The sequence below is a fragment of the Micromonospora sp. WMMD980 genome (genome assembly GCF_029626035.1).
Taxonomy (GTDB): domain Bacteria; phylum Actinomycetota; class Actinomycetes; order Mycobacteriales; family Micromonosporaceae; genus Micromonospora.
In genome coordinates this window covers 453,416-473,831 of sequence record NZ_JARUBE010000003.1, presented here as the reverse complement: position 1 = coordinate 473,831, position 20,416 = coordinate 453,416, and the positions used below count along the sequence as shown (strand labels likewise).

Genomic DNA, 20,416 nt, shown 5'->3' with positions numbered 1-20,416 from the left:
GTCAGCGCAGGTACGGACCGTCCGCGCCGACCTTCCCCGGCGCGGGGTTGCCGGGCAGGTCGAGCACGTAGACGCGCAGGTTGCCCTTGCCGCTCACCGCGGCGGTGAGCGTGCCGTCGGTGACCGTGCGCACGTCGCCGGTCACGGCGTCGGTGTACCGACCGTTCGGCACGCCCCGGAACGTGGCGCCGCCGGAGACGGTGACCAGCGCGAAGCTGTCCACCGCGCCCTCGGTGAAGCGCCGCTTGTAGGCCATCACGCCACTGACGCCCTCGGTCGAGTACTGCCCCTTCTGCAGCGCCGGCACGGCCCGCCGGATCAGGTTGAGCCGCTGCACGTGCCTGACCAGCGGCTGGGCGAGCGTGGTGGCCACCGTCCCGCTGGCCGAGCCGACCACCCCGAAGCCGGCGGCGGTGACCGTGCCGGCCAGGTGGTCGCCGTAGTAGGCGCGGCCCGTGGTGGCGAGCGGGCAGGTCGGCCCGCAGTCGATCCGGGCGCCCTTCTGGAACTCGATCTCGGAGCCGTAGTAGAGCGTCGGGATGCCGCGGAACGTCCACATCAGGCTCATGTTCTCCGCCCACGCGTCGGTGCCACCGGTGTAGCGGGTCGACGACTTGTTCGGCCCGTAGTCGTGGCTGTCGACGTAGACCACGTTGTAGGTGGCGTCGTTGTAGCTGTCGTCGGAGTCCTTGCCGTTGCCGAACGCGTTGCCGGCGTCGGAGAAGTTCATGTGCATGCGCATGTCGATCACGTTCATGCCGGAGAACTTCGAGTGGTCCGGCGCGTGGTACGCGTTGCCGCGCAGGAACGCGTTGTCGGTGGTGGGCTGTCCGGCCGGGCCGAGCAGTTGCTCGTAGTCGTACTGCTCGATCGCGGCCCGCACGTCGTCCGGGCTGTACTCCTTGCGCTCCTTCCAGGTGAAGAACTGGGCGGAGTGGTTGACCGAGCCGCGGTTCCACTTGTCGTTGACGAACGCGGCGACCTCGCCGAAGACGTAGAAGTCCTTGCCCTTCGCGCCGAACCGGGACACGGCGTGCTGCTGGATGGCGGGCAGGAAGCGCCGGTTCCAGGTGACCCGGGGAATGTGCACGGCGGTGTCGATGCGGAAGCCGTCCACCCCCATGTCGATGAACCGGTTGTACGCGTTGATCAGGTATTCCTGCACGGCCGCGTTCTCGGTGTTGAAGTCGGCCAGGTCCTCGTGCAGCCAGCAGCTCCGCGCGTCCTCGCCCTCCCAGTTGCCGATCCAGCACTGGTGGTACTTGTCGGCCGGGAACAACTTGCTGGTCGGGGTGGGCCACTGACAGTTGTAGAGCGTGTATCCCTCGGGGCTGCGCCCGCCGGTGGGCGTACCCCAGTTCAGGCACGTGTTCCCGGTGGGCGCGGCGGACGACCACACGTCGCCGTTGTACGGCCGGCCCTTGGCCTTGGCGTTCTGCGCCGGGGTGAGCGCCGGGTCGTTCCCGGTCGCCTCGACCATCGGGTCGTACTCCCGGCCGGCCTGCGGCTGGTCGTAGTACCACTTCCACTGGTCGTCGCGGGTCCCGTAGACGGTGGGCGTGAACAGGCCCTTGGCGCCCCAGCGGGAGCTGTGGTTGTAGACCACGTCCTGGAAGATCTTGATGCCCTTGGCGTGCGCCGCGTTGATCAGGTCCTGGTAGGACGCACCTGCGCTCTCCAGCCGCGGATCGACGCGGTAGAAGTCCCACCCGTGATAGCCGTGGTAGTCGTAGTCGGAGCGGTTGAGCACCACCGGCGTGATCCAGATGGCCGAGAACCCGAGCGCCTTGATGTAGTCGAGCTTGTCGACCAGCCCCTTGAAGTCGCCCCGGAACATCGGGTCGCCGTTTGCGGCGTTGCCGGAGGCCACGTGCTGGCTGCCGCCCCGGTCGTTGGCCGGGTCGCCGTCGGCGAACCGCGCGGTCATCACGAAGTAGATGCTGCCCTCGCGCGGGTCACCGCCGAGCGGTGCGCCGCCGGCCGGAGCGGCGCCGGTGGTCGCGGACGCCGGCGCGCTCGCCGCCGACCGGTTGCCGGCCGCGTCGAGCGCCCGCACGCTCCAGGTGTACGCCGTGGCGGGCCGCAGGTCGTACGCGACGTACCGGGTGGTGGTGCTGGTGACCGTGGTGCTCCCGGCGCCGCCGGTGCGGGTCAGCTCGTACCCGGTCACGCCCCGGTCGTCGGTGGCGGCGGTCCAGCTCAGGGTGACCGCCAGCCCGTCGGCGACCGCGGTGAGGCCGCCCGGCGCGGACGGCGGCGTGGTGTCCGGGACGGCCGGCGCACAGGGGTCGGCGGCGGAGGCGGTGACCCGGCCGTTGTCGACGACGCTGCGCCCGACGCCCAGGGTGTAGTCGGCGCCGCCGTTGTTGTCCCAGGTGCCGGCGGTGTCGTTGAACGCCGCGGTGAGCCCGCCGGCCGCGCCGAGGTCGACGATCCGGCGGGCCCAGCCGGCGCAGCGCGTCTCCATGGCCACACCCGGCGCGCTGGTCCAGGCCCCGCCGGCGGGTCGGTAGTGCAGGTTCGCGGCGCTCCAGCCGCGCGGGGTGAGGTGGTACCAGACCTCGGCGGTGTTCCCGGCGATGTCGGACGGCGCCGGCGAGGGGCTGGTGGTGGCGGACGGGGTCGGCGACGGGGTGGCGGTCGCGCACGGGTCGCCGGTGCCGATCCGGCCGCCGGCGACGGTGACCGCGCCGGTGCCGAGGCGGTAGTTGGCGCCGTTGTTGTTGTCCCAGACGCCGCTGCCGTTGGTGAAGACGACCTGGAGGCCGGCGGCGGCGCCGAGGTCGAGCGTCTTGCGCCGCCAGCCGGCGCAGGCGGTGTCCATCGGCACGCCGGGCACGGCGGTCCAGGCCTGCCCGTCCACGCCGTAGTGGATGTTCACGGCGGCGCCCCAGGCGGCCGGGGGCTGGTAGTAGACGGTGACGGTGTTGGCCGCGGCGGCGGCGGTGAACGGCAGCAGCGCGGCGAGCACGCCGGTGGCGAGCGCGAGCGCGCCCCACCGGCGGCGGGTGGTGGTGGTCCTGCCCCTCATGGCGGCTCTCCTGACACCCTGGCCCGCTCCGGCGGACGCAAGGGGATGAAGGCGTTGCAAGAACTTGCGACGCGTGGTGCCAGGAAGTTACCAGCTTCAATCCCCGGAAACCAGAGGTTCACAATCGACGGTATGCGCAACCCCTTGCATCCCCCGCAACTCCTTGCTCCCGGCTCCGCCACCGAGCCGGGAGCACGGAGCGCTCAGCCGCCGGCCGGCGGGGTGAAGACGCCGAGCAGGTTGCCGGACGGGTCGCGCAGGCGCGCGTGCACCAGGCCGCTCGGCGCGGTCACCGGCTTCGCCAGCACCGTGCCGCCGGCCGCCTCGGCCCGCCGGCAGGTCTCCGCCACGTCCGGCACCTGGGCGTAGAAGATCGCGTAGTTGTCGGCGGCGGAACCGGTGCCCCGGATCGCGCCGCCGATCCCCCGCTCGCCACCGGCTCCGGTCTGCCGGTAGGAGTTACCCGGGCCGCCCTGCTCCTCGAAGCCCCAGCCGAACAGGTCGGCGTAGAACCGCTGCGCCTCGTCCGGGCGGTCGGAGCCGATCTCGAACCAGGTCACGGGCGTGCTGGACATGCTGCCTCCTCGCCGCGCCGGCCCCGTGCCGGCGTCGTCAGGATCCAGCCTCGGGGGTGTCCACGACAGCGTCCTGTCGGTGTTTCGCCGTGGCGTCGGCACCCGACGTCGGCTCCCGTCGGTGCGCCGGGTCAGACCACCCGCGGCGTACCTCAGCCGTGAACTCGGCCAGCATCACCGGCGGCTCCGACCGGGCACCTCGACCACGCAGGCGTGCCACCGCCTCCGACGTCGCCGGGTGGAGCGGGCCGGCCGAGACTGCCTGGGCGCTGACCACCTGACCGACGACTCGCGCGAGGGTGTCGTCCACCTCCTCGTCGGCGCCCCACATGCGTTCGACGCAGTGCAGCATGACCGTGGCGACGCTCGGGTCCTGCATCAACGTCGCCCGGCAGGCGAGCAGCACCTCCGCGACCACCGCCGGCGACACCTCCTGGTCCTGCGCCAGTCGATCCAGCAGCAGTCGCAGGAAGGCGGCCCGATCCCAGTCCTCCACCAGACCGGCCGCATCCCCGATCAACCGCGCGCAGCGCAGGTAGACCTCCCGGCGCTGCCGTTGGCTCGTCGGCCGCAGCGGCAGCAGCCAGGCGGTGAACAGCGCCCGGGCGGCCGAGAGCGCGACGCCCTCCTCCGGAGACTGGTACGTCGTGAGCAGGGTGTGCAACTGGTCGATCACCGGTTCCACAGCGTGCACCAGCAGCGCCTCGGTCCGGTCGCAACTCAGGTGCGCGGCACGCCGCGACCGCACCAGCAGCTCGACCGGTAGGCGATAGCCGTGCCCCGGCCTGTCGGTCGCCAGCCCCGACACCCAACCCAGGTCGGGCTCAGGTGGCACGGCGAACCGATCGTCCACCCAGATCCTCACGTCCCGGCTGGACGCCCGGCCCCGCCGCTCCAACGCCAGCAGGTCGGCCAGGCTGTCCCACTCGTCGGCTCCGAGCTGCGACCGCCAGAGCCCGACCTGGGCCCGCCACTCGTCCACGGTGACGGTCGCCTCCGGGAACAGCTCGCGCCCGGTCAGCTTGTCGAACCAGTCGACGACCGTGCTCTTCTCCCCGCCGAGCAGGCGTACGGCGTCGGCGTAGCTGAGCGTGTCGGGCACCGGCGTTTCCTCCTGAAGGACGGCAGACCCACCAGGATCACCGAAGCCGGCAACCCGCGCTGTCGGGTTTCAGACCAGGCGGAGCGGGCGCACCCGGTCTACCGGGAGGTCGAGGTCCTCCGGGCGCAGCTCGCGGGTCACCGGCTCGGCCAGCGGGCGCACCGAGCGGATCCGGTCGGTGCGGAAGCAACGCACCCCGTCGCGCAGCCGGCACCAGGCGACCAGGTACCAGTGCGTCGAGTTGCCCAGGTAGGCAAGCGGCTCCACGTCGCGCAGCGAATCCGTGCCGCCCCGGTCGGCGTATCCCAGGCGCAGCACCCGCCCGGCGGCGACCGCGTCGGCGACGGCGGCCGGGACGGGCGTGGCCGGTCCGTCGCCCACCAGGTGCACCCGGCCGGCGAGCCGGTGCGCCTCGGCCACCGCGGCGGGCGGCATCACCGCGACCAGCTTGCGCAGCGCGGCCCCGGCCGCCGGGGCGAACGGGGAGCCGCCGAGGCGGTGCAGCGCCACCGCCATCGCCACCGCCTCGGCCGGGGTGAGGTTGACCGGTGGCAGCGTGCGGGACCGGTCGACCGCGTAGCCGCCGGCGCGCCCCGGCTCGGCCCAGATCGGCACGCCGGCAGCCTGGAGCGCGGAGATGTCGCGCTCGACGGTGCGCGTGCTGACCTCGAAGCGCCGGGCCAGCCAGCGCGCGCTGCGCGGGCGCGGCGACACCGCCCGCAACTCCTCGACCAGGGCGTAGAGACGATCCGTGCGGTTCACCCCACGCACCCTAGGCCGGGGGTACGACGCGTCAGGCGATGCAGGCGCAGACGATCAGCGCGGCGCCGAAGTGGGTGGCGGCGCTGACCCGGGCCGCCGGGTGCGGCTCGTCGGCGGCGATGACGTCGCCCAGCTTGCCCGGGGTGAGCACGTCGAGCACGACGAACGCCAGCGCCATCACCAGCAGGCCGACCAGCCCGAAGATCACCGTGGAGGCCAGCCCCTTGGTGAACGAGCTGTAGCTGGTCAGCACCGCCGTGAAGACGATGCCGGCGATGCCGAGCTGGTTGGCGGCGAGCAGCAACGCGGCGTTGCCGTTGCGGCGGACCCAGATCAGCTCCCGCAGCCTGCCGGGGGTGAGCAGGTCGACAAGCACGAAGCCGGCGGCCATCAGCGCCACCCCGACCACCCCGAACACGATGCTCTGCCACGCCCCGTTGAGCAGGTCTCCCAGCACGAACGCCCTCCCGGCTCCGCCCGCCCGGGCGCGGGTGCGCGGGCGGTGCCGCAGACGATAGCGGCACCGCGCCAGCGTGATCTAGAGCGAGAGGTAGTGCTGCCGCTCGTAGGGGGTGACCTCGCGGCGGTACTGCTCCCACTCGGCCCGCTTGTTGCGCAGGAAGAAGTCGAAGACGTGCTCGCCGAGCACCTCGGCGACCAACTCCGAGCCGGCCATCACGTCGATCGCCTCGGAGAGGTTCTCCGGCAGCGCCTCGTAGCCCATCGCGCGGCGCTCGGCGCTGCTCAGCGACCAGACGTCGTCCTCCGCGCCCGGGGGCAGCTCGTAGCCCTCCTCGATGCCCTTCAGGCCGGCGCCCAGCATGACCGCGAACGCCAGGTAGGGGTTGGTCGCCGAGTCCAGCGAGCGGACCTCCACCCGGGCCGAGTTCGGCTTGCCGTAGGCCGGCACGCGGACCAGCGCGGACCGGTTCAGGTGACCCCAGCAGACGTACGCCGGGCTCTCGGTGATCCGGTCCGGCAGCGCCTGCGGGAAGAGCCGCTTGTAGGAGTTGACCCACTGGTTGGTCACCGCGGTGTATTCCCGGGCATGGGTGAGCAGCCCGGCGATGAACGACTTGGCGACCTTCGACAACTTCATCGGGTCGCCGGCGTCGTGGAACGCGTTGCGCTCCCCCTCGAACAGCGACAGGTGGGTGTGCATGCCGCTGCCCGGCTGGTCGGTGAACGGCTTCGGCATGAAGCTGGCCTGCACTCCGGTGGAGAGCGCCACCTCCTTCACCACGTGCCGGAACGTCATGATGTTGTCGGCGGTGGTGAGCGCGTCGGCGTAGCGCAGGTCGATCTCCTGCTGGCCGGGGGCGACCTCGTGGTGGCTGAACTCCACCGAGATGCCGATCCGCTCCAGCGCCAGCACCGCCTGGCGGCGGAAGTCGCGCGCCACCGCGTGGGTGGTGTGCTCGAAGTAGCCGCCGGTGTCCACCGGCACCGGCACCGAGCCGTCCTGCGGGCCGTTCTCCAGCAGGAAGAACTCGATCTCCGGGTGGGTGTAGAAGGTGAAGCCCTTGTCGGCGGCGCGGGACAGCATCCGGCGCAGCACGTGCCGCGGGTCGGCCCAGGAGGGGCTGCCGTCGGGCAGCAGGATGTCGCAGAACATCCGGGCGCTCTCGCCGCTCACCCCGCCCTCGAACGGGAACACCTGGAACGTGGTCGGGTCGGGCATGGCCACCATGTCCGACTCGAAGACCCGGGCGAAGCCCTCGATCGCCGAGCCGTCGAAGCCGATGCCCTCCTCGAAGGCCGCCTCCAGCTCCGCCGGGGCCACCGAGACGCTCTTCAGCGTGCCGAGCACGTCGGTGAACCACAGCCGGACGAAACGGATGTCCCGCTCCTCCAGCGTACGGAGGACGAACTCCTGCTGACGGTCCACATCCACCCCTCGTGACACGTACGTCCTGCACCGGTCGGGCCGGCCCGGCTGACCGCTCAGTTTCCACCGGCCTCGTTACACCGACGTTACGCCCTTTCGAGGCACAGCGCCCCGCCGTGTCCCGCCCTCGGAGACAGTGGCCCGCGTCTCCCGCGAGCGGCCGGATGCGGGCGCGACGGCTGGGGGAAGATGGGGGCATGCCCACCCTGCGACTCGCCCTCTGCCAGGTCAACCCGACGGTCGGCGACCTCACCGGCAACGCCGACCGGGTCCGCGCGTGGACCCGCAAGGCCGCCGACTCCGGCGCCCAGCTCGCCCTCTTCCCCGAGCTGATGGTGACCGGCTACCCGGTCGAGGACCTGGTCTTCCGCCGCTCGTTCGTCGCCGCGTCCCGGGCCGCGCTGCACCGACTCGCCGCCGACCTGGCCGGCGACGGCCTCGGTGACCTGCCGGTCCTGGTGGGCTACCTGGACGCGGACGGGCCACCGCAGGTCAGCGCCGACGCCGAACCCGGCCGGGGGGCGCGCAACGCGGCCGCGCTGCTGCACGGTGGCGAGGTGGTGGCCACCTACTTCAAGCACCACCTGCCCAACTACGGGGTGTTCGACGAGGACCGCTACTTCGTCCCGGGGGACACGCTGACCGTGGTGCGCGTCGGCGGGGTGGACGTGGCGCTGACCATCTGCGAGGACCTGTGGCAGGCCGGCGGCCCGTTCGCGGTGGCCCGGCAGGCCGGCGTCGGGCTGGTGCTCAGCATCAACGGCTCGCCGTACGAGCTGAACAAGGACGACGCCCGGATGCCGCTGGTGCGCCGGCGCGCCGCCGAGGCGGGCGCCGCGATCGCGTACGTGAACATGGTCGGCGGCCAGGACGAGCTGGTCTACGACGGCGACTCGCTGATCGTCGCCGCCGACGGCACGCTGCTCGCCCGGGCGCCGCAGTTCGTCGAGCACCTGCTGGTGCACGACGTGGAGCTGCCGGCCGCGCCGGAGACGACCGGCGGCGCGACCGACCTGGCCGACAGGATGCGGCTGGTCCGCCACGAGGTGCCGGCGATCCCGCCCGCGCCCGAGGGGCCGGCCGCGACCGGCGGGATCATCGAGCCGGTCGCCGACGAGGCCGAGGTGTGGCAGGCGCTGGTGCTGGGCCTGCGCGACTACGCCGACAAGAACCGCTTCCCGTCGGTGGTGCTCGGCCTCTCCGGCGGCATCGACTCGGCGGTGGCGGCGGCCCTCGCGGTGGACGCGCTCGGCCCGCAGCGGGTGGTCGGCGTCTCGATGCCCAGCCAGCACTCCTCCGAGCACTCCCGCACCGACGCCGAGGACCTGGCCAAGCGCACCGGGCTGGACTACCGGATCGAGCCGATCCAGCCGATGGTCGACACGTTCCTGGCCAACATGTCGCTCTCCGGCGTGGCGGTGGAGAACCTCCAGGCCCGGGTCCGCGGCGTGATCCTGATGGCGCTGTCGAACCAGGAGGGCCACCTGGTGCTGACCACCGGCAACAAGAGCGAGCTGGCGGTGGGCTACTCGACGCTCTACGGCGACTCGGTGGGCGGCTACAACCCGGTCAAGGACGTCTGGAAGACGCTGGTGTGGCGGCTGGCGAAGTGGCGCAACGCGGACGCGGCCCGGCGCGGTGAGACCCCGCCGATCCCGGAGAACTCGATCGGCAAGCCGCCGTCGGCCGAGCTGAGCCCCGGCCAGCTCGACAGCGACACGCTGCCCGACTACGACGTGCTCGACCCGATCCTGATCGGCTACGTCGACGGCGACCTGGGCCGCGACGGCCTGATCGAGTCCGGCCACGACCCGGCGGTGGTGGACAAGGTGCTGCGGATGGTGGATACCGCCGAGTACAAGCGGCGGCAGTCCGCGCCCGGCACCAAGATCTCCATGAAGGCGTTCGGCCGGGACCGGCGGCTGCCGATCACCAACCGCTGGCGCGAGGACGGCTGAACGCTCCCGGGCCGCCGGCGTCGGGAGTGAATTCCTCCACTCCGACCTGCCGGCGGCCGGCCACCCGGTGCGACGATCGCGGGGAACCCGGGGACCGCGTGCGCGGCCTCGAGGAAGGAGATTGTCATGGTGGAGTCCACACCGACCGAGGTGACCGCCCTCTACGGCGGGCCGGCCACCCGGCGGATCCGCACCCGCGACCTGATCGCCGCCAAGGAGCGCGGCGACCGGTGGGCCATGCTCACCTCATACGACCAGTACACCGCCTCGATCTTCGACCAGGCGGGCATCCCGGTGCTGCTGGTCGGCGACTCGGCCGCGAACAACGTCTTCGGCTACGAGACCACCCTGCCGGTGACCGCCGAGGAGTTGCTGCCGCTGGTCCGCGCCGTGGTGCGGGCCACGAAGCACTCGCTGATCGTCGGCGACCTGCCGTTCGGCTCGTACGAGGAGGGGCCGGCGCAGGCGCTGCGCACCGCGGTGCGGTTCATGAAGGAGGGCGGCTGCCACGCCGTCAAGCTGGAGGGCGGGCGGCGCTGCGCCGCGCAGATCGAGGCGATCGTCGGCGCGGGCATCCCGGTGATGGCGCACATCGGCTTCACCCCGCAGAGCGAGCACACGCTCGGCGGCTACCGCGTGCAGGGCCGGGGCGACACCGCCGAGGAGGTGCTCGCCGACGCCCGGGCGGTGGCCGAGGCGGGCGCGTTCGCGGTGGTGCTGGAGATGGTGCCCGGCGAGGTGGCCAAGCGGGTCACCGGCGAGTTGTCCATCCCCACCGTCGGCATCGGCGCCGGGCCGGACACCGACGGGCAGGTGCTGGTCTGGCAGGACATGGCCGGGCTGCGCACCGGCCGGGCGCCGCGCTTCGTCAAGCGCTACGCCGACCTGGCCGGCGCGCTGACCGACGCCACCCGCCGGTTCGCCGACGAGGTGCGCGGCGGCGAGTTCCCCGCCGCAGAGCACACCTTCTGAGATGTAAGGAGGGGCCCCTTCTTAACGCCTGGCGTAGAGGAGGGGCCCCTTCTTAACAGGCGCCTGCTCAGAGATCGGTGACCCGGATGCCGGCGTGCGCCTTGTGGCGCTTGTTGATCGCGATCAGGTTCGCGGTGAACGCCTCAATCTGGTGGGCGTTGCGCAGCCGGCCGGCGTAGATGCCGCGCATGCCGGGGATCCGGGCGGCCAGCGCGGCGACCACGCCGACGAGGTCCCGGTCCTCGGTGCAGATCAGCACGTCGAGGTCGATCCGGTCGACCTCCGGGTCGGCCAGCAGCGGCGCGCTGACGTGGTTGAACGCCGCGCACACCCGGGAGTCGGGCAGCAACGCGGCGGCCTGCTGCACGGCGCTGCCCTCGGCCACGGTCAACGCGTACGGGCCCTGCTTGTCGAAACCGAGCGGGTTGACGCAGTCCACCACGATCTTGCCGGCCAGCGGCCCGGCGAGCGCGGCGACGGTCGCCTCGTGCCCGTCCCACGGGACCGCGACGATCACCACGTCGCTGCGACGGGCGACCTCCTCGTTGCCGGCCCCGGAGACCCGGGCGCCGGCCGGCACGCCGGGCAGGGCGGCGATCTCGGCGGCGGCCTCGGCGGCCCGGTCGGTGGCGCGGGAGCCGATCAGCACGGTCTGCCCGGCCCGGGCGAACCGGTAGGCGAGACCCCGCCCCTGGTCGCCGGTGCCACCGATGATGCCGACGGTGAGCCCGGAGACGTCGGGCAGCGTGGTCGCGTCGTAAGCCATGCGGTCATCCTCGCAAAGCCCGCCGCCGCACGGCGCGTCGAGTCGCTGTGAGAATCCCCGCGCCCGGTCAGGCACGCTCGAAGGCGACCTTGCGTTCCTCCGGGTCGGCGGCCGTCAGCCGGACCCGGACGCGCTCGCCGAGCGGCAGCTCGCCGGTGCAGCGGGCCCGCACCGGCGGCTCGTCGACCGCGACCGTGCCGCCGGGCGGCCGGCCGGCCCGGCCGTTGCTCGCCGGTCGGGGCTCGTCGACGTCGAGCACCGCCGCCTCGAAGGTCTCCCCCACCCGGTGCGCCAGCAACACCGCCTCGGCCAGCTCGATCGCGCCGCGGGTGGCCGTGCCGGCGGTCCGGTCGGTCGCCGCCATCACCTCCGGCAGCTTCGGCAACGCGTCCCGGACGTGCGCGGGCACCTCCCGCCCCTCGTGCAGAGCGAGGCAGACCTCGGTGGCGTAGCGGTCGGCGAGCCGGCGCAGCGGCGCCGTGACGTGGGCGTACGCGGCGGCCACCCCGCCGTGCTCCGGCTGCTCGGGCACCGCGCCGTCGAAGGCGGTGTACGCCGCCCCGCGCATCAGCTCGGCGGCCTGGTCGACGAACGCGGCCGCGCGGGGCTGCGAGGCGTCCAGCCCGGCGAGCACCTGACCGACCGAGGCGCCGTCCGGCCAGGGCACGCCGAGCGGGCCGGCGGCCAGCCGCAGCTTCTCGACCGCCTCCGGGCGGGGGCGGGGCATGGTGCGCAGCAAACCGATCCGGCCGGCGAGCATGATGTCGGCGGCAGCCATGCCGGTGAGCAGCGAGATCTGCGCGTTGTGCTCCTCCATCGGGCCGGGCCCGCGCAGGACCAGCCGCCACCCGTCGCCGTCGGGCTCGACGTCCTGCTCGGGCAGGGGCAGGTTGATCGCGCCCCGGCTCAGCCCGCGGGCGGTGAGCAGCGCGCCGATCTCGGGCAGCAGGGCGATCGGCTCGGGCAGGCGGCCGGCGTCGGCGTCGCGCTGCACCCCGCCGTAGTCGAGCTTGGCGCGGCTGCGCACCCGGGCGCGTTCCAGGGCGACCGCGACCGTGGCGCCGTCGGCGTCCAGGTCGATGGTCCAGAGCACGGCGGCCCGGTCGGCGTCGGGCAGCAGGCTGGCCGCCCCCTCGCTGAGCGTGTGCGGGTGCAGCGGCACGTTGCCGTCGGGCAGGTAGACCGTCTGGCCCCGCCGCCACGTCTCGGCCTCCAGCTCACCACCCGGGGGTACGTGGGTGAGCACGTCCGCTATCGCGTACCGCACGCGGTAGCCGCCGCCGGGCCGGCGGGTGAGGTGCATGGCCTGGTCGAGGTCGCGCGAGGTCGCCGGGTCGACGGTGACGAACGGGATGTCGGTCCGGTCGGGCACGGCCGGCAGCGGCGCGGCGGCCGCGGTGTCGGCCTCGCGTTGCGCCGCGGCCGGGAAGCTCTCGGGCAGTCCCAGCTCGCGGCGCAGCGCGCCGAAGTCGATGCGGGGCGCCAGTACGCGTCGGATCACCACGTGGTCAATCCTGACAGTGCTCCGCGCGTTCCGCTCACCGGCGCCGCGCCGCGGGTTAGGAAGGGGCCCCGGTTAACGCATTCGGTATAGGAAGGGCCCCTTCCTGACACTCAGGCCCGACGGGCGGGCGCCTTGCGGGCGGTGGTGGTCTTGCGCGCGGTGATGGTCTTGCGGGCCGGCGCCTTCTTGGCCGCGGTCGTCTTCTTCGCGGCGGTGGTGGCCTTGCGCGCGGTGGTGGTCTTGCGCGCGGGCGCCTTCTTGGCCGCCGTCTTACCGGCGGCGGGCCGCGTCGAGGCGGTCGTCTTCTTCGCCGGCGCCTTCTTCGCGGCAGTGGTCTTCTTCGCGGCGGTCGTCTTCTTCGCCGCCGAGGTGACCTTCCGGGCGCCGGTGGTCTTCTTCGCCGGCGCCTTCTTGGCCGCGGTGGTCTTCTTCGCGGCGGTCGTCTTCTTCGCCGGGGCCTTCTTCGCCGCCGTCTTCTTCGCGGTGGCCTTCTTGGCGGGCGGGCTCTTGGCGGTGGTCCTGGACGCCGGTGCCTTACGCGCCGCCGACACGACCTTCTTGGCGGCTGCCTTCTTCGCGACCGCCTTCCGGGCCGGCGTCCGTCCGGCGCCGGCGCCCGAGGCGTTCGGCGACGCCTTGGTGACCGTCGTCGTCCTGCCCGCGCCGGTCTTCTTCGCGGTCGTCCGTTTCGCGGCCGGGCGGGTGGCCTGCTGTGCTACGGCCATCTCGGTTCCCTTTCCTGGGGACGTGCTGCCGCCCTCGCGGAGCACGGATCACCTCGACGCGGTCCTCCCGCGCCGTCTATCGGCCCTCCCCGGCCCAACGGGCGTCCTCGGCATCCCACGCTTCGTTCCGCTCCTGCACCTTCTGCAGGGCGTTCTCCGCGTCGGCGGCCGAGGCGTACGGTCCGAGAACGTGCTTCGCGGGGCACACGTCGGCATCGGTCTCGACCCGGTGGTGTCGCGTGCACCAGTAGTAGTGCCCACCACTTCCGTCGTCGCTCATGCGATCACTGTGCACCGGGAATCGCCCGGCCGCCACCGGAACGCCACAAATAGTCGCCGCCCTCTCCACATTAGACCTGGTCGGGACCGTTCCGACGGGGAATGGCGGAAGAGCCGCGGGCGGGCCGGCCGGCCGTCGGGTCGGTCGGCCGGACCGGTGACGTGTGCCTCAGGCGGACACCGGCGCGGGCTCCGCAGCCGGCGCGGCGGCGCGCGCCGGACGGGCCACCGCGATGGCGTACGCCACCGCGTAGGGCGTGCAGGCCAGGTAGAACATCGGCTCGACGAGCACCTGGTCGGTGATCAGGAACCGTTCCCACTCGGTCGGGCGGGGCAGCCCGAACGACCAGTCGGTCAGGCAGGTGAACAACCACGGCGGCGCGGAGATCCGGTCCACCGAGCCCGGCGGCAGGTCGGCGACGGCGGGCACGCTCGCCGGGATCGTGGAGACCACCGTGAGCACCACCGCCGCGTCGGCGGCGACCAGCGCGCCCAGCAGCCCGACCAGCCAGGCCGCCCGCGTCCGCCCCCGCCGGGCCAGCGCCCCGGCGCCCCAGAGCGCCGGCACCAGCAGCGCCAGCCAGAGCAGCAGCCCGGGCACCATCTCCGCCACCCCGCTCTCCGCTCGGCTGGTGAACCAGCCGAGCACCACGGCCAGCGTCGCGGCGATCGGCAGAACCACGCCGAGCGCGGTGGGCAACGCCCCGACGCGTACGGTCCGGCGTGCGGCCCGGGTGACGACGAGCGCGAGCAGCACCCCGAGCCCGGCCGCGACCACGGACCAGATCGGCAACTGCGCCGCCGTGGCCCACAGCACGCCGAAGGACAGCCACCCGTAGGCCAGGTTCATCACCAGCGCGGCGACCACGATGACCGCGACGCAGGCCGGCGGCGCGAGCAGCAACACCCCGGCGGTGGGCCACAGCCGCCCGGGCACCGGAACCCGGTCCGGCGCCGTGGCCGCCCGGCTGGCCGCCAGGCTGGCGGCGAAGCGGAGCATCGTCCACCGCCGCCCGGTCCGGGTCAGCTCGTGCAGCTCGGCGGCCCATTCCCGGGCCAGTCCGGCCCGCAGCTCCGCCGGCCAGCGGCGCACCGCCACGCGCAGCAGGAACGCGGCCACTCGCCCGGTCACCACGCCGCCGCCCCGGTCGCGCCGGCGCCACCCCGGTGGGGCCGTTCCGCGGGGGCGCGGGCGCGCAGCTCGGCCAGGGCCAGCCGGCCGGCGCGGATCCCCTCACCGGTGAGGCGGTAGTAGCGACGGGCCGGCCGACCGGCGGCGACCGGGTCGACGTCCTCCCAGTCGGCGGCGAGCCAGGCCGCCGCCTGGAGGCGGTGCAGCACCGGGTAGAGCGTCCCGCTGGGCAGGCCGGTGAGTCGCATCAGGTCGAGGCCGTAGCGCGCCGCGTCGGGCTCGGCGAGCAGCGCCGAGAGCACCTTCACCACCGGAATGGTCAGTCGCACCGCCTCACTATATCGGATCTCTACATAGGGTGGCGGTTAACCTCTCCCCCATGGCCCCGCACCGCCTCGATCGTGTCGTCGCCCGCCGCGTCGCCGTACGCGCCCAGTTGCTGGACGCGCACCGGCCGACCGACCTTCGGTCGGTGGTGGACCGGCTGACCTTCCTCCAGATCGACCCGACCGCGGCGGTCGCACCCAACGCCGACCTGGTCGCCTGGACCCGCCTCGGCGCCGGCTACCGGCCCGACGACCTGGTCCGGGCCCTGGAACGGGAACGCAGCCTCTTCGAGCACCGGGCCATGATCCGACCCATGGCGGACCTGGGCCTGCACCGCCCGGAGATGTCGGCCTGGCCGACGGATGCCCGGCGACGCGACTGGCTGGCCGCCAACGCCGACTTCCACCGTTACGTGCTGGACGCGCTGCGCGATGCCGGGCCCCGGCTCAGCCGGGACATCGAGGACCGCAGCGTGGTGCCGTGGCCGTCCACCGGCTGGACGAACAACCGCAACGTCACCCAGATGCTGGAGTTCCTCGCCGCCCGCGGCGAGATCGCCGTCGCCGGGCGAGCGGGCCGCCAACGGGTCTGGGACCTCGCCGAACGGGTCTACCCGACCACCGCGGCGGTCCCGGCGGACGAGGCACGCCGGCTGCGGGCCGAGCGGCTGCTGCGCTCGCTCGGCGTCGCCCGGCCGACCGTGGTGGGCGACGCCGGCGAGCCGGCGGAGATCGAGGGTACGGCCGGGCGCTGGCGCGTCGATCCGGCCGCGCTCGACGGCACGCCGTTCGCCGGCCGCACCGCGCTGCTCTCCCCGTTCGACAGGCTGGTGCACGACCGCGTCCGCGCCCGGGAACTGTTCGACTTCGACTACCGGCTGGAGATGTACGTGCCGAAGGCGCGGCGGCGTTGGGGCTACTTCGCCCTGCCCGTGCTGCACCACGACCGGTTGGTGGGCAAGGTCGACGCGACCGTCGACCGCAGGGCGTCGGTGCTGCGGGTCGACGCCATCCACCCGGACGTGCCGCTCACCCCGGAGCTGACCGCCGCCGTCCACGGGGAACTGGCCGCGCTCGCGTCGTGGTCGGGCCTGCGCGACATCCGCCTCCCGGCCGGATCCGCCTAGCAGGTGGCTCCACGATCGACCATCGGCCGGCAAGTCCCACTTACGGGACCGACGGACGGGTGGGCGAGCCACCCAGGTGGATCACCGGCCACCAACGTGCAGGCTGCACCTTGCTGTGCAAGCCTCGACGGAGCATATTCGCGGGAGGCGCCGGCTGTCAGCCCGCACGACACCCGAGCGGCGACCGGCCCACCCGGACGACCCCTGGGGAGAACACCGTGGGCAACCTCGACGTCGCGTTGAAGAGCGCGATGAGCATCGACGGCGCGATCGGCGCCGCGCTCGTCGACTACACCAGTGGCATGACCCTCGGCGTGGCCGGCGGCAACGGCGAGGTCGACCTGACCGTCGCCGCCGCCGGCAACACCGACGTGGTCCGGGCCAAGCTGCGCACCATCGAGATGCTGAAGCTCGACGACGAGATCGAGGACATCCTCATCACGCTGGGCAGCCAATACCACCTGATCCGGCCGCTGAGCAACCGCACCGGCAAGGGCCTGTTCCTCTATCTGATGGTGAGCAAGAGCCGGGCCAACCTGGCGATGGCCCGGCACCAGCTGCGCGCGATCGAGGAGAGCCTGGAGCTGTGAGCCGGGTGGACAAACTCCCCCGCCGCACGCCGGCCGGGGCCGGCACCCTGCCGCCGCCGCGCGTGCTGCCACCCTCGCTGGCCGGCAACCCGGCGCTGCCGTACCCGGCCATCGGGCAGGAACTGTCCGCGCTGCGGATCCAGATCCCCGGCGTGCACGGCTGCGTGCTCGGTGGCGTCGACGGCCTGCTCATCACGCACAACCTGCAGAACGACGCCAGCCCGGACGACCTCGCGGCGTTGGCGGCGACCATGTTCGGGCTGGGCCGCCAGGTCGGGTTCCGGCTGGGCCAGGGCGACTTCCAGCAGTCCACGGTCCGCAACGAGAACGGCTACCTCAGCGTCTACGCGGTCAGCAAGCAGGCGCTGCTCGCCGTGGTCGGCACGGACAGCATCAACGTGGCCCGCCTGCACCTGCACGCCCCGACCACCGCCGCCCACCTCGCCGACCTGCTCGACGGCGTCACCCCCACCGCGCCCTGACGCGCCGCCGGTCGCGCCGGCCCCTTTCCGGGTACGGCGCGGCCGGCTCATCCGGCCTGGTCACGCAGACCGACGCAGTCGTGCCGCCAGAAGGTGTCCGAGTAGACGAACGTGCCGGTCATCCACGACTCGTACGCCGACAACGTCACCACCTGGAAGGCGGCGTCGGGAATCCGCAGGGACGGCTTGCGGAAACCCTGCGCCTCCGCTGGGCCGAAGCCGAGCCGGGAGTAGTACCGGGGATCGCCCTCCAGGAACACCAGCGGCACTCCGCGTACGTCAAGCTCCCGAAGCCCTTGCCGGACGAGCGCGCGACCGACGCCGCGACGCTGCCGGTGCGGGGCGACGGCGAGCGGGCTCAGCGACACCACGTCGACGAGCCGCCGGGGCGCGTCCAACCGGCACCGGCTGAACATCACGTGCCCCACGACCTCGTCCGCATCCTCGGCCACCAGCGACAACGCGGCGGGGTCGTCGCGGCGCAGGTCTTCCACCAGGCGCGCCACGACCCCACCGTGCTCGTCACCGAACGCCTCGCGGTGCAACGCGTCGACGTGTCGCCGGTCGCGGACCTGTTCCTCCCGGAGAGCCATGGCCGGACGGTAGGGGGCGGATCCCCGGACACACAAACGAATACCCGGCGGCCCCGCCCCGAGCTGCACCGCCAGCGGCGGGCCGTCCGGGTGCCCGAAGGACGACGCAATAGACAGTGTCTACGGGACCGTGGTAGACACTGTCCATGTCGGAGATGGGCCGGAAAAGCCAGATGCAGATCGCCATCCTTCTTTTCGAACGGTTCACCGCCCTCGACGCCGTCGGACCCTACGACGTGCTGTCCCATCTGCCCGGCGCCGAAACCGTGTTCGTCGCGCATCGCCCGGGTCCGGTCGTCAACGAGGTGGGCAGCCTGCACCTCACCGCCACCGCCACGCTGGCCGACGTACCGAGACCTGACGTCGTCGTGGTGCCCGGCGGGCCGGGCTGGCACGCCCAGATGATCGAAGGTCCGGCACGCCAGTGGCTACGCGCCGCCGACGAACACAGCACCTGGACCGCATCGGTGTGCACCGGATCGCTGTTGCTCGCCGGCGCCGGCCTCCTCACCGGACGTCGGGCCACCACCCACTGGCTGGCCCATGACCAACTGGCCCCGCTGGGCGCCACCCCGGTCGCCGAGCGCGTCGTCGTCGACGGCAAGTACCTCACGGCCGCCGGAGTCTCCGCCGGCCTGGACCTGGCGTTCACCCTCGCCGGACGGATCGCCGGCGACGCCGTCGCCCAGACCATTCAACTCGCGCACGAGTACGAGCCCCGGCCGCCCTACCATGCCGGATCACCCGACCGGGCACCCCGCGAGATCGTTGACGCGCTGCGCGCCCGGCGCAACGCCATCCTGTACTGACAGCACGGGGACCAACTCAAGGGCAGCACATCCGCCCCCGCCAACCGGCAGGTGCTCCGATCGTGTGTCGTCGGCGTCACCCGGACGGGTCCCGGGCCGCGAGCTGATCGAATACCCGACGGTGGCCTTCGCACTTCAACGACTCCAGCGGTATCCGGCCGTAGAAGAAGAGGACCAGGTCACTGGCCGCGCCCTGGGCGGAGGCGTCGGGTACTGCGGGTCCCGCGGGTACGGGGCAGCGCCGCCTTCCCGGTGCTGACGCTCGGGTTCGCGGGTGCTGCGGCCGTCGTTCTCCACCTCGACCGCGCCTGGCAGGTTGTCGAGGAGTTCGTCCGCACAGGTGATCCTCGTCGGGCAGGAGAGTGGCACGAGTTGTTGCGGCGCCATGGACGGATCGCTTCCGCGCGTTACCGATGCGCCAAGCCGGGACGAGGTTTGCTGAGCCAGCGACCAGGGCGTCGAACGCCGGCCAAAGTTGACCAACGACGACCATCGACGCCCGGATATAGAACCAGCTCAGAGCGTCGATCGCGGCTCTGAGCTGGTGGGCGACGGACGAGTCGACCTGTACGCCGGATGTAGATCGCTGCAATTCACTGACCAGGGGCGAAGCCGGACCATAGCCCACGTAGGCCGTCACCAGGCCGTCCTGACTTCCCACACGCTGGGCGCGTTCGCAGCTACTGGAGTACTCGCTTAACCACCTCCACAAGATCCACTCTTCCCTGCATCACCAATACAGCGAAAACGATTAGAAGCGCTACCTGGACTAGAGTTTGAGTCGCGCGGCCTGCGGGCTCGACGCCCCGACCGACATTCAGACCAATCTCCTTAAGTCGCGCAAGACGCCCGTGACTTCGCTCCGCCACCGGCCTTCCCGCTTCATCGAAAGCTCCCCAGAGGTCAGCAGATTCGCGATATACGGCACTGTCGGCACCGCCCGATAAGAGCAGAACCATATTGTCAACAGTTGAAGCCATCCGGTAAGGCAGCTCCCTATCCAGCGACTGTCGGGATTCGCAGAAGTTCCGAATGTCCTTCGCCCCCGCCCGCAGCAGCGCCGCAAAGGAGCTTGTCACACCTTTAGGCAGAACTGCATCAAGGGAAGCTGCATGCCTTTCGATAGCGCGCGCCGCCGCCAACAGCGCGCTCCTCCTTGAGCCGAGGGGATCAGATTTACCACTACCCGGCCTAGAGTAAGGAGATACAGACTCCAAGATATTCAGTGCATACATGTCAGAAGGGCGCCGATTTAAATAGAGAAAAAACGGTCGGCTCGCGAGCCATACCACTAAGTAGCAGGCAGCTAGCGCAACCGTCAAAGCTCCAGACACAGAAGGGGAATCTGGATCGAGGTTGGATCCATAGAAAACGGCGAAAAATACGCCTGCACCGATTGAGTACATCATGGCCATCGAGAATACGGCCGCCGCCGAATCCTTCGCCAGGAACAGCGACATCCGGCGGGACGCAATTTCTCTCGCCACGGACCGGTCCACCCCTCCCGCCTGCACTAGATAATTCACCCTATCCCGCGCCTTGGCGCGCTCGCTCCTTAGGCCGACGAAAGGACTATAAAGCGCGAAGAAGGGCAGCACCCAAAGGAAGTGCGCAAACCCTCCCACGCCCTTCCGGCCAAGGACAGAAACGGCAATGCCGGTAGTCAGCACGGGGGTGGCGACCACGCAGTAGGCAATGGCCACAGCTCCGAGCGCCACTCGCACCCGAGACCGCTTCGGCAACCGCCGCAATCCCCTCGGAGTCAATGCACGGCGAAGCCAAATAAGTCTCCAGC

General features: G+C 72.1%; 20 protein-coding genes. 6 read left to right on the top strand and 14 right to left on the bottom strand.

What is annotated here, in order from left to right; genetic code table 11:
- Window position 1 precedes the first annotated feature (1 nt).
- The 6 genes from O7618_RS02760 to glnA form a co-directional block, all read right to left on the bottom strand.
- The gene (locus O7618_RS02760) at window positions 2–3,031 is read right to left on the bottom strand and encodes a carbohydrate binding domain-containing protein (protein ID WP_278104365.1); all 3,030 of its coding nucleotides are present in this window, start codon (window positions 3,029–3,031) and stop codon (window positions 2–4) included.
- Window positions 3,032–3,234: 203 nt separating this feature from the next.
- Window positions 3,235–3,606, bottom strand: a complete 372-nt coding sequence (locus tag O7618_RS02755) for a VOC family protein (RefSeq protein ID WP_278104364.1) — start codon at window positions 3,604–3,606, stop codon at window positions 3,235–3,237.
- Window positions 3,607–3,643: 37 nt separating this feature from the next.
- Entirely contained in the window at window positions 3,644–4,708 is a 1,065-nt protein-coding gene (locus O7618_RS02750; protein ID WP_278104363.1) for a hypothetical protein, read from the bottom strand.
- A 69-nt stretch (window positions 4,709–4,777) separates the two neighbouring features.
- Window positions 4,778–5,470 (bottom strand): YafY family protein, encoded by a 693-nt coding sequence (locus O7618_RS02745; RefSeq protein WP_278104362.1) that lies wholly within the window; start codon window positions 5,468–5,470, stop codon window positions 4,778–4,780.
- Window positions 5,471–5,501: 31 nt separating this feature from the next.
- A complete protein-coding gene (locus O7618_RS02740) occupies window positions 5,502–5,927 on the bottom strand; it encodes a DUF350 domain-containing protein (RefSeq protein WP_278104361.1) in 426 nt (141 codons plus the stop codon).
- 81 nt (window positions 5,928–6,008) lie between these two features.
- Complete coding sequence (gene glnA, locus O7618_RS02735) at window positions 6,009–7,358, bottom strand: type I glutamate--ammonia ligase (protein WP_091572849.1); 1,350 nt, start codon at window positions 7,356–7,358, stop codon at window positions 6,009–6,011.
- Between the two features lie 197 nt (window positions 7,359–7,555).
- Here glnA and O7618_RS02730 point away from each other — a divergent pair, with 197 nt between their 5' ends.
- On the top strand, window positions 7,556–9,316 hold the full coding sequence (locus tag O7618_RS02730) for an NAD+ synthase (protein ID WP_278104360.1): 1,761 nt from the start codon (window positions 7,556–7,558) through the stop codon (window positions 9,314–9,316).
- A 126-nt stretch (window positions 9,317–9,442) separates the two neighbouring features.
- Window positions 9,443–10,288 (top strand): 3-methyl-2-oxobutanoate hydroxymethyltransferase, encoded by an 846-nt coding sequence (gene panB / locus O7618_RS02725; protein WP_278104359.1) that lies wholly within the window; start codon window positions 9,443–9,445, stop codon window positions 10,286–10,288.
- A 67-nt stretch (window positions 10,289–10,355) separates the two neighbouring features.
- Here panB and npdG read toward each other — a convergent pair whose 3' ends face one another.
- From npdG to O7618_RS02695, 6 genes are all read right to left on the bottom strand, one after another.
- Window positions 10,356–11,054 (bottom strand): NADPH-dependent F420 reductase, encoded by a 699-nt coding sequence (npdG, locus tag O7618_RS02720; RefSeq protein WP_278104358.1) that lies wholly within the window; start codon window positions 11,052–11,054, stop codon window positions 10,356–10,358.
- A 67-nt stretch (window positions 11,055–11,121) separates the two neighbouring features.
- Window positions 11,122–12,558 carry an RNB domain-containing ribonuclease gene (locus O7618_RS02715; protein ID WP_278104357.1) on the bottom strand — a complete coding sequence of 479 codons (1,437 nt, stop codon included), beginning with the start codon at window positions 12,556–12,558 and terminating at the stop codon, window positions 11,122–11,124.
- Window positions 12,559–12,668: 110 nt separating this feature from the next.
- Window positions 12,669–13,283, bottom strand: a complete 615-nt coding sequence (locus tag O7618_RS02710; RefSeq protein WP_278104356.1) for a histone — start codon at window positions 13,281–13,283, stop codon at window positions 12,669–12,671.
- A 76-nt stretch (window positions 13,284–13,359) separates the two neighbouring features.
- Window positions 13,360–13,563: a hypothetical protein gene (locus O7618_RS02705; protein ID WP_181569665.1), complete on the bottom strand. Its 204-nt coding sequence runs from the start codon at window positions 13,561–13,563 to the stop codon at window positions 13,360–13,362.
- Window positions 13,564–13,731: 168 nt separating this feature from the next.
- Complete coding sequence (locus O7618_RS02700; protein WP_278104355.1) at window positions 13,732–14,697, bottom strand: hypothetical protein; 966 nt, start codon at window positions 14,695–14,697, stop codon at window positions 13,732–13,734.
- A complete protein-coding gene (locus O7618_RS02695) occupies window positions 14,691–15,023 on the bottom strand; it encodes a helix-turn-helix transcriptional regulator (RefSeq protein WP_278104354.1) in 333 nt (110 codons plus the stop codon). Before O7618_RS02695 ends, O7618_RS02700 begins: the two co-directional genes overlap by 7 nt.
- Window positions 15,024–15,073: 50 nt before the next feature.
- Here O7618_RS02695 and O7618_RS02690 point away from each other — a divergent pair, with 50 nt between their 5' ends.
- The 3 genes from O7618_RS02690 (at window position 15,074) to O7618_RS02680 (ending at window position 17,219) form a co-directional block, all read left to right on the top strand.
- On the top strand, window positions 15,074–16,147 hold the full coding sequence (locus O7618_RS02690) for a crosslink repair DNA glycosylase YcaQ family protein (protein ID WP_278104353.1): 1,074 nt from the start codon (window positions 15,074–15,076) through the stop codon (window positions 16,145–16,147).
- A 218-nt stretch (window positions 16,148–16,365) separates the two neighbouring features.
- Window positions 16,366–16,737 (top strand): hypothetical protein, encoded by a 372-nt coding sequence (locus O7618_RS02685; protein ID WP_269690588.1) that lies wholly within the window; start codon window positions 16,366–16,368, stop codon window positions 16,735–16,737.
- Window positions 16,734–17,219, top strand: a complete 486-nt coding sequence (locus O7618_RS02680) for a roadblock/LC7 domain-containing protein (protein WP_278104352.1) — start codon at window positions 16,734–16,736, stop codon at window positions 17,217–17,219. The genes O7618_RS02685 and O7618_RS02680 overlap by 4 nt, the downstream gene beginning before the upstream one ends.
- Window positions 17,220–17,266: 47 nt before the next feature.
- On the opposite strand, the gene O7618_RS02675 is transcribed toward O7618_RS02680, so the two are convergent.
- Window positions 17,267–17,812, bottom strand: a complete 546-nt coding sequence (locus tag O7618_RS02675) for an N-acetyltransferase (RefSeq protein WP_278104351.1) — start codon at window positions 17,810–17,812, stop codon at window positions 17,267–17,269.
- A 173-nt stretch (window positions 17,813–17,985) separates the two neighbouring features.
- Between O7618_RS02675 and O7618_RS02670 the strand changes: the two genes are divergently transcribed.
- Window positions 17,986–18,621 carry a DJ-1/PfpI family protein gene (locus O7618_RS02670; protein ID WP_278104350.1) on the top strand — a complete coding sequence of 212 codons (636 nt, stop codon included), beginning with the start codon at window positions 17,986–17,988 and terminating at the stop codon, window positions 18,619–18,621.
- A 680-nt stretch (window positions 18,622–19,301) separates the two neighbouring features.
- On the opposite strand, the gene O7618_RS02665 is transcribed toward O7618_RS02670, so the two are convergent.
- On the bottom strand, window positions 19,302–20,324 hold the full coding sequence (locus O7618_RS02665; RefSeq protein ID WP_278104349.1) for a hypothetical protein: 1,023 nt from the start codon (window positions 20,322–20,324) through the stop codon (window positions 19,302–19,304).
- Between the last annotated feature and the right edge of the window lie 92 nt (window positions 20,325–20,416).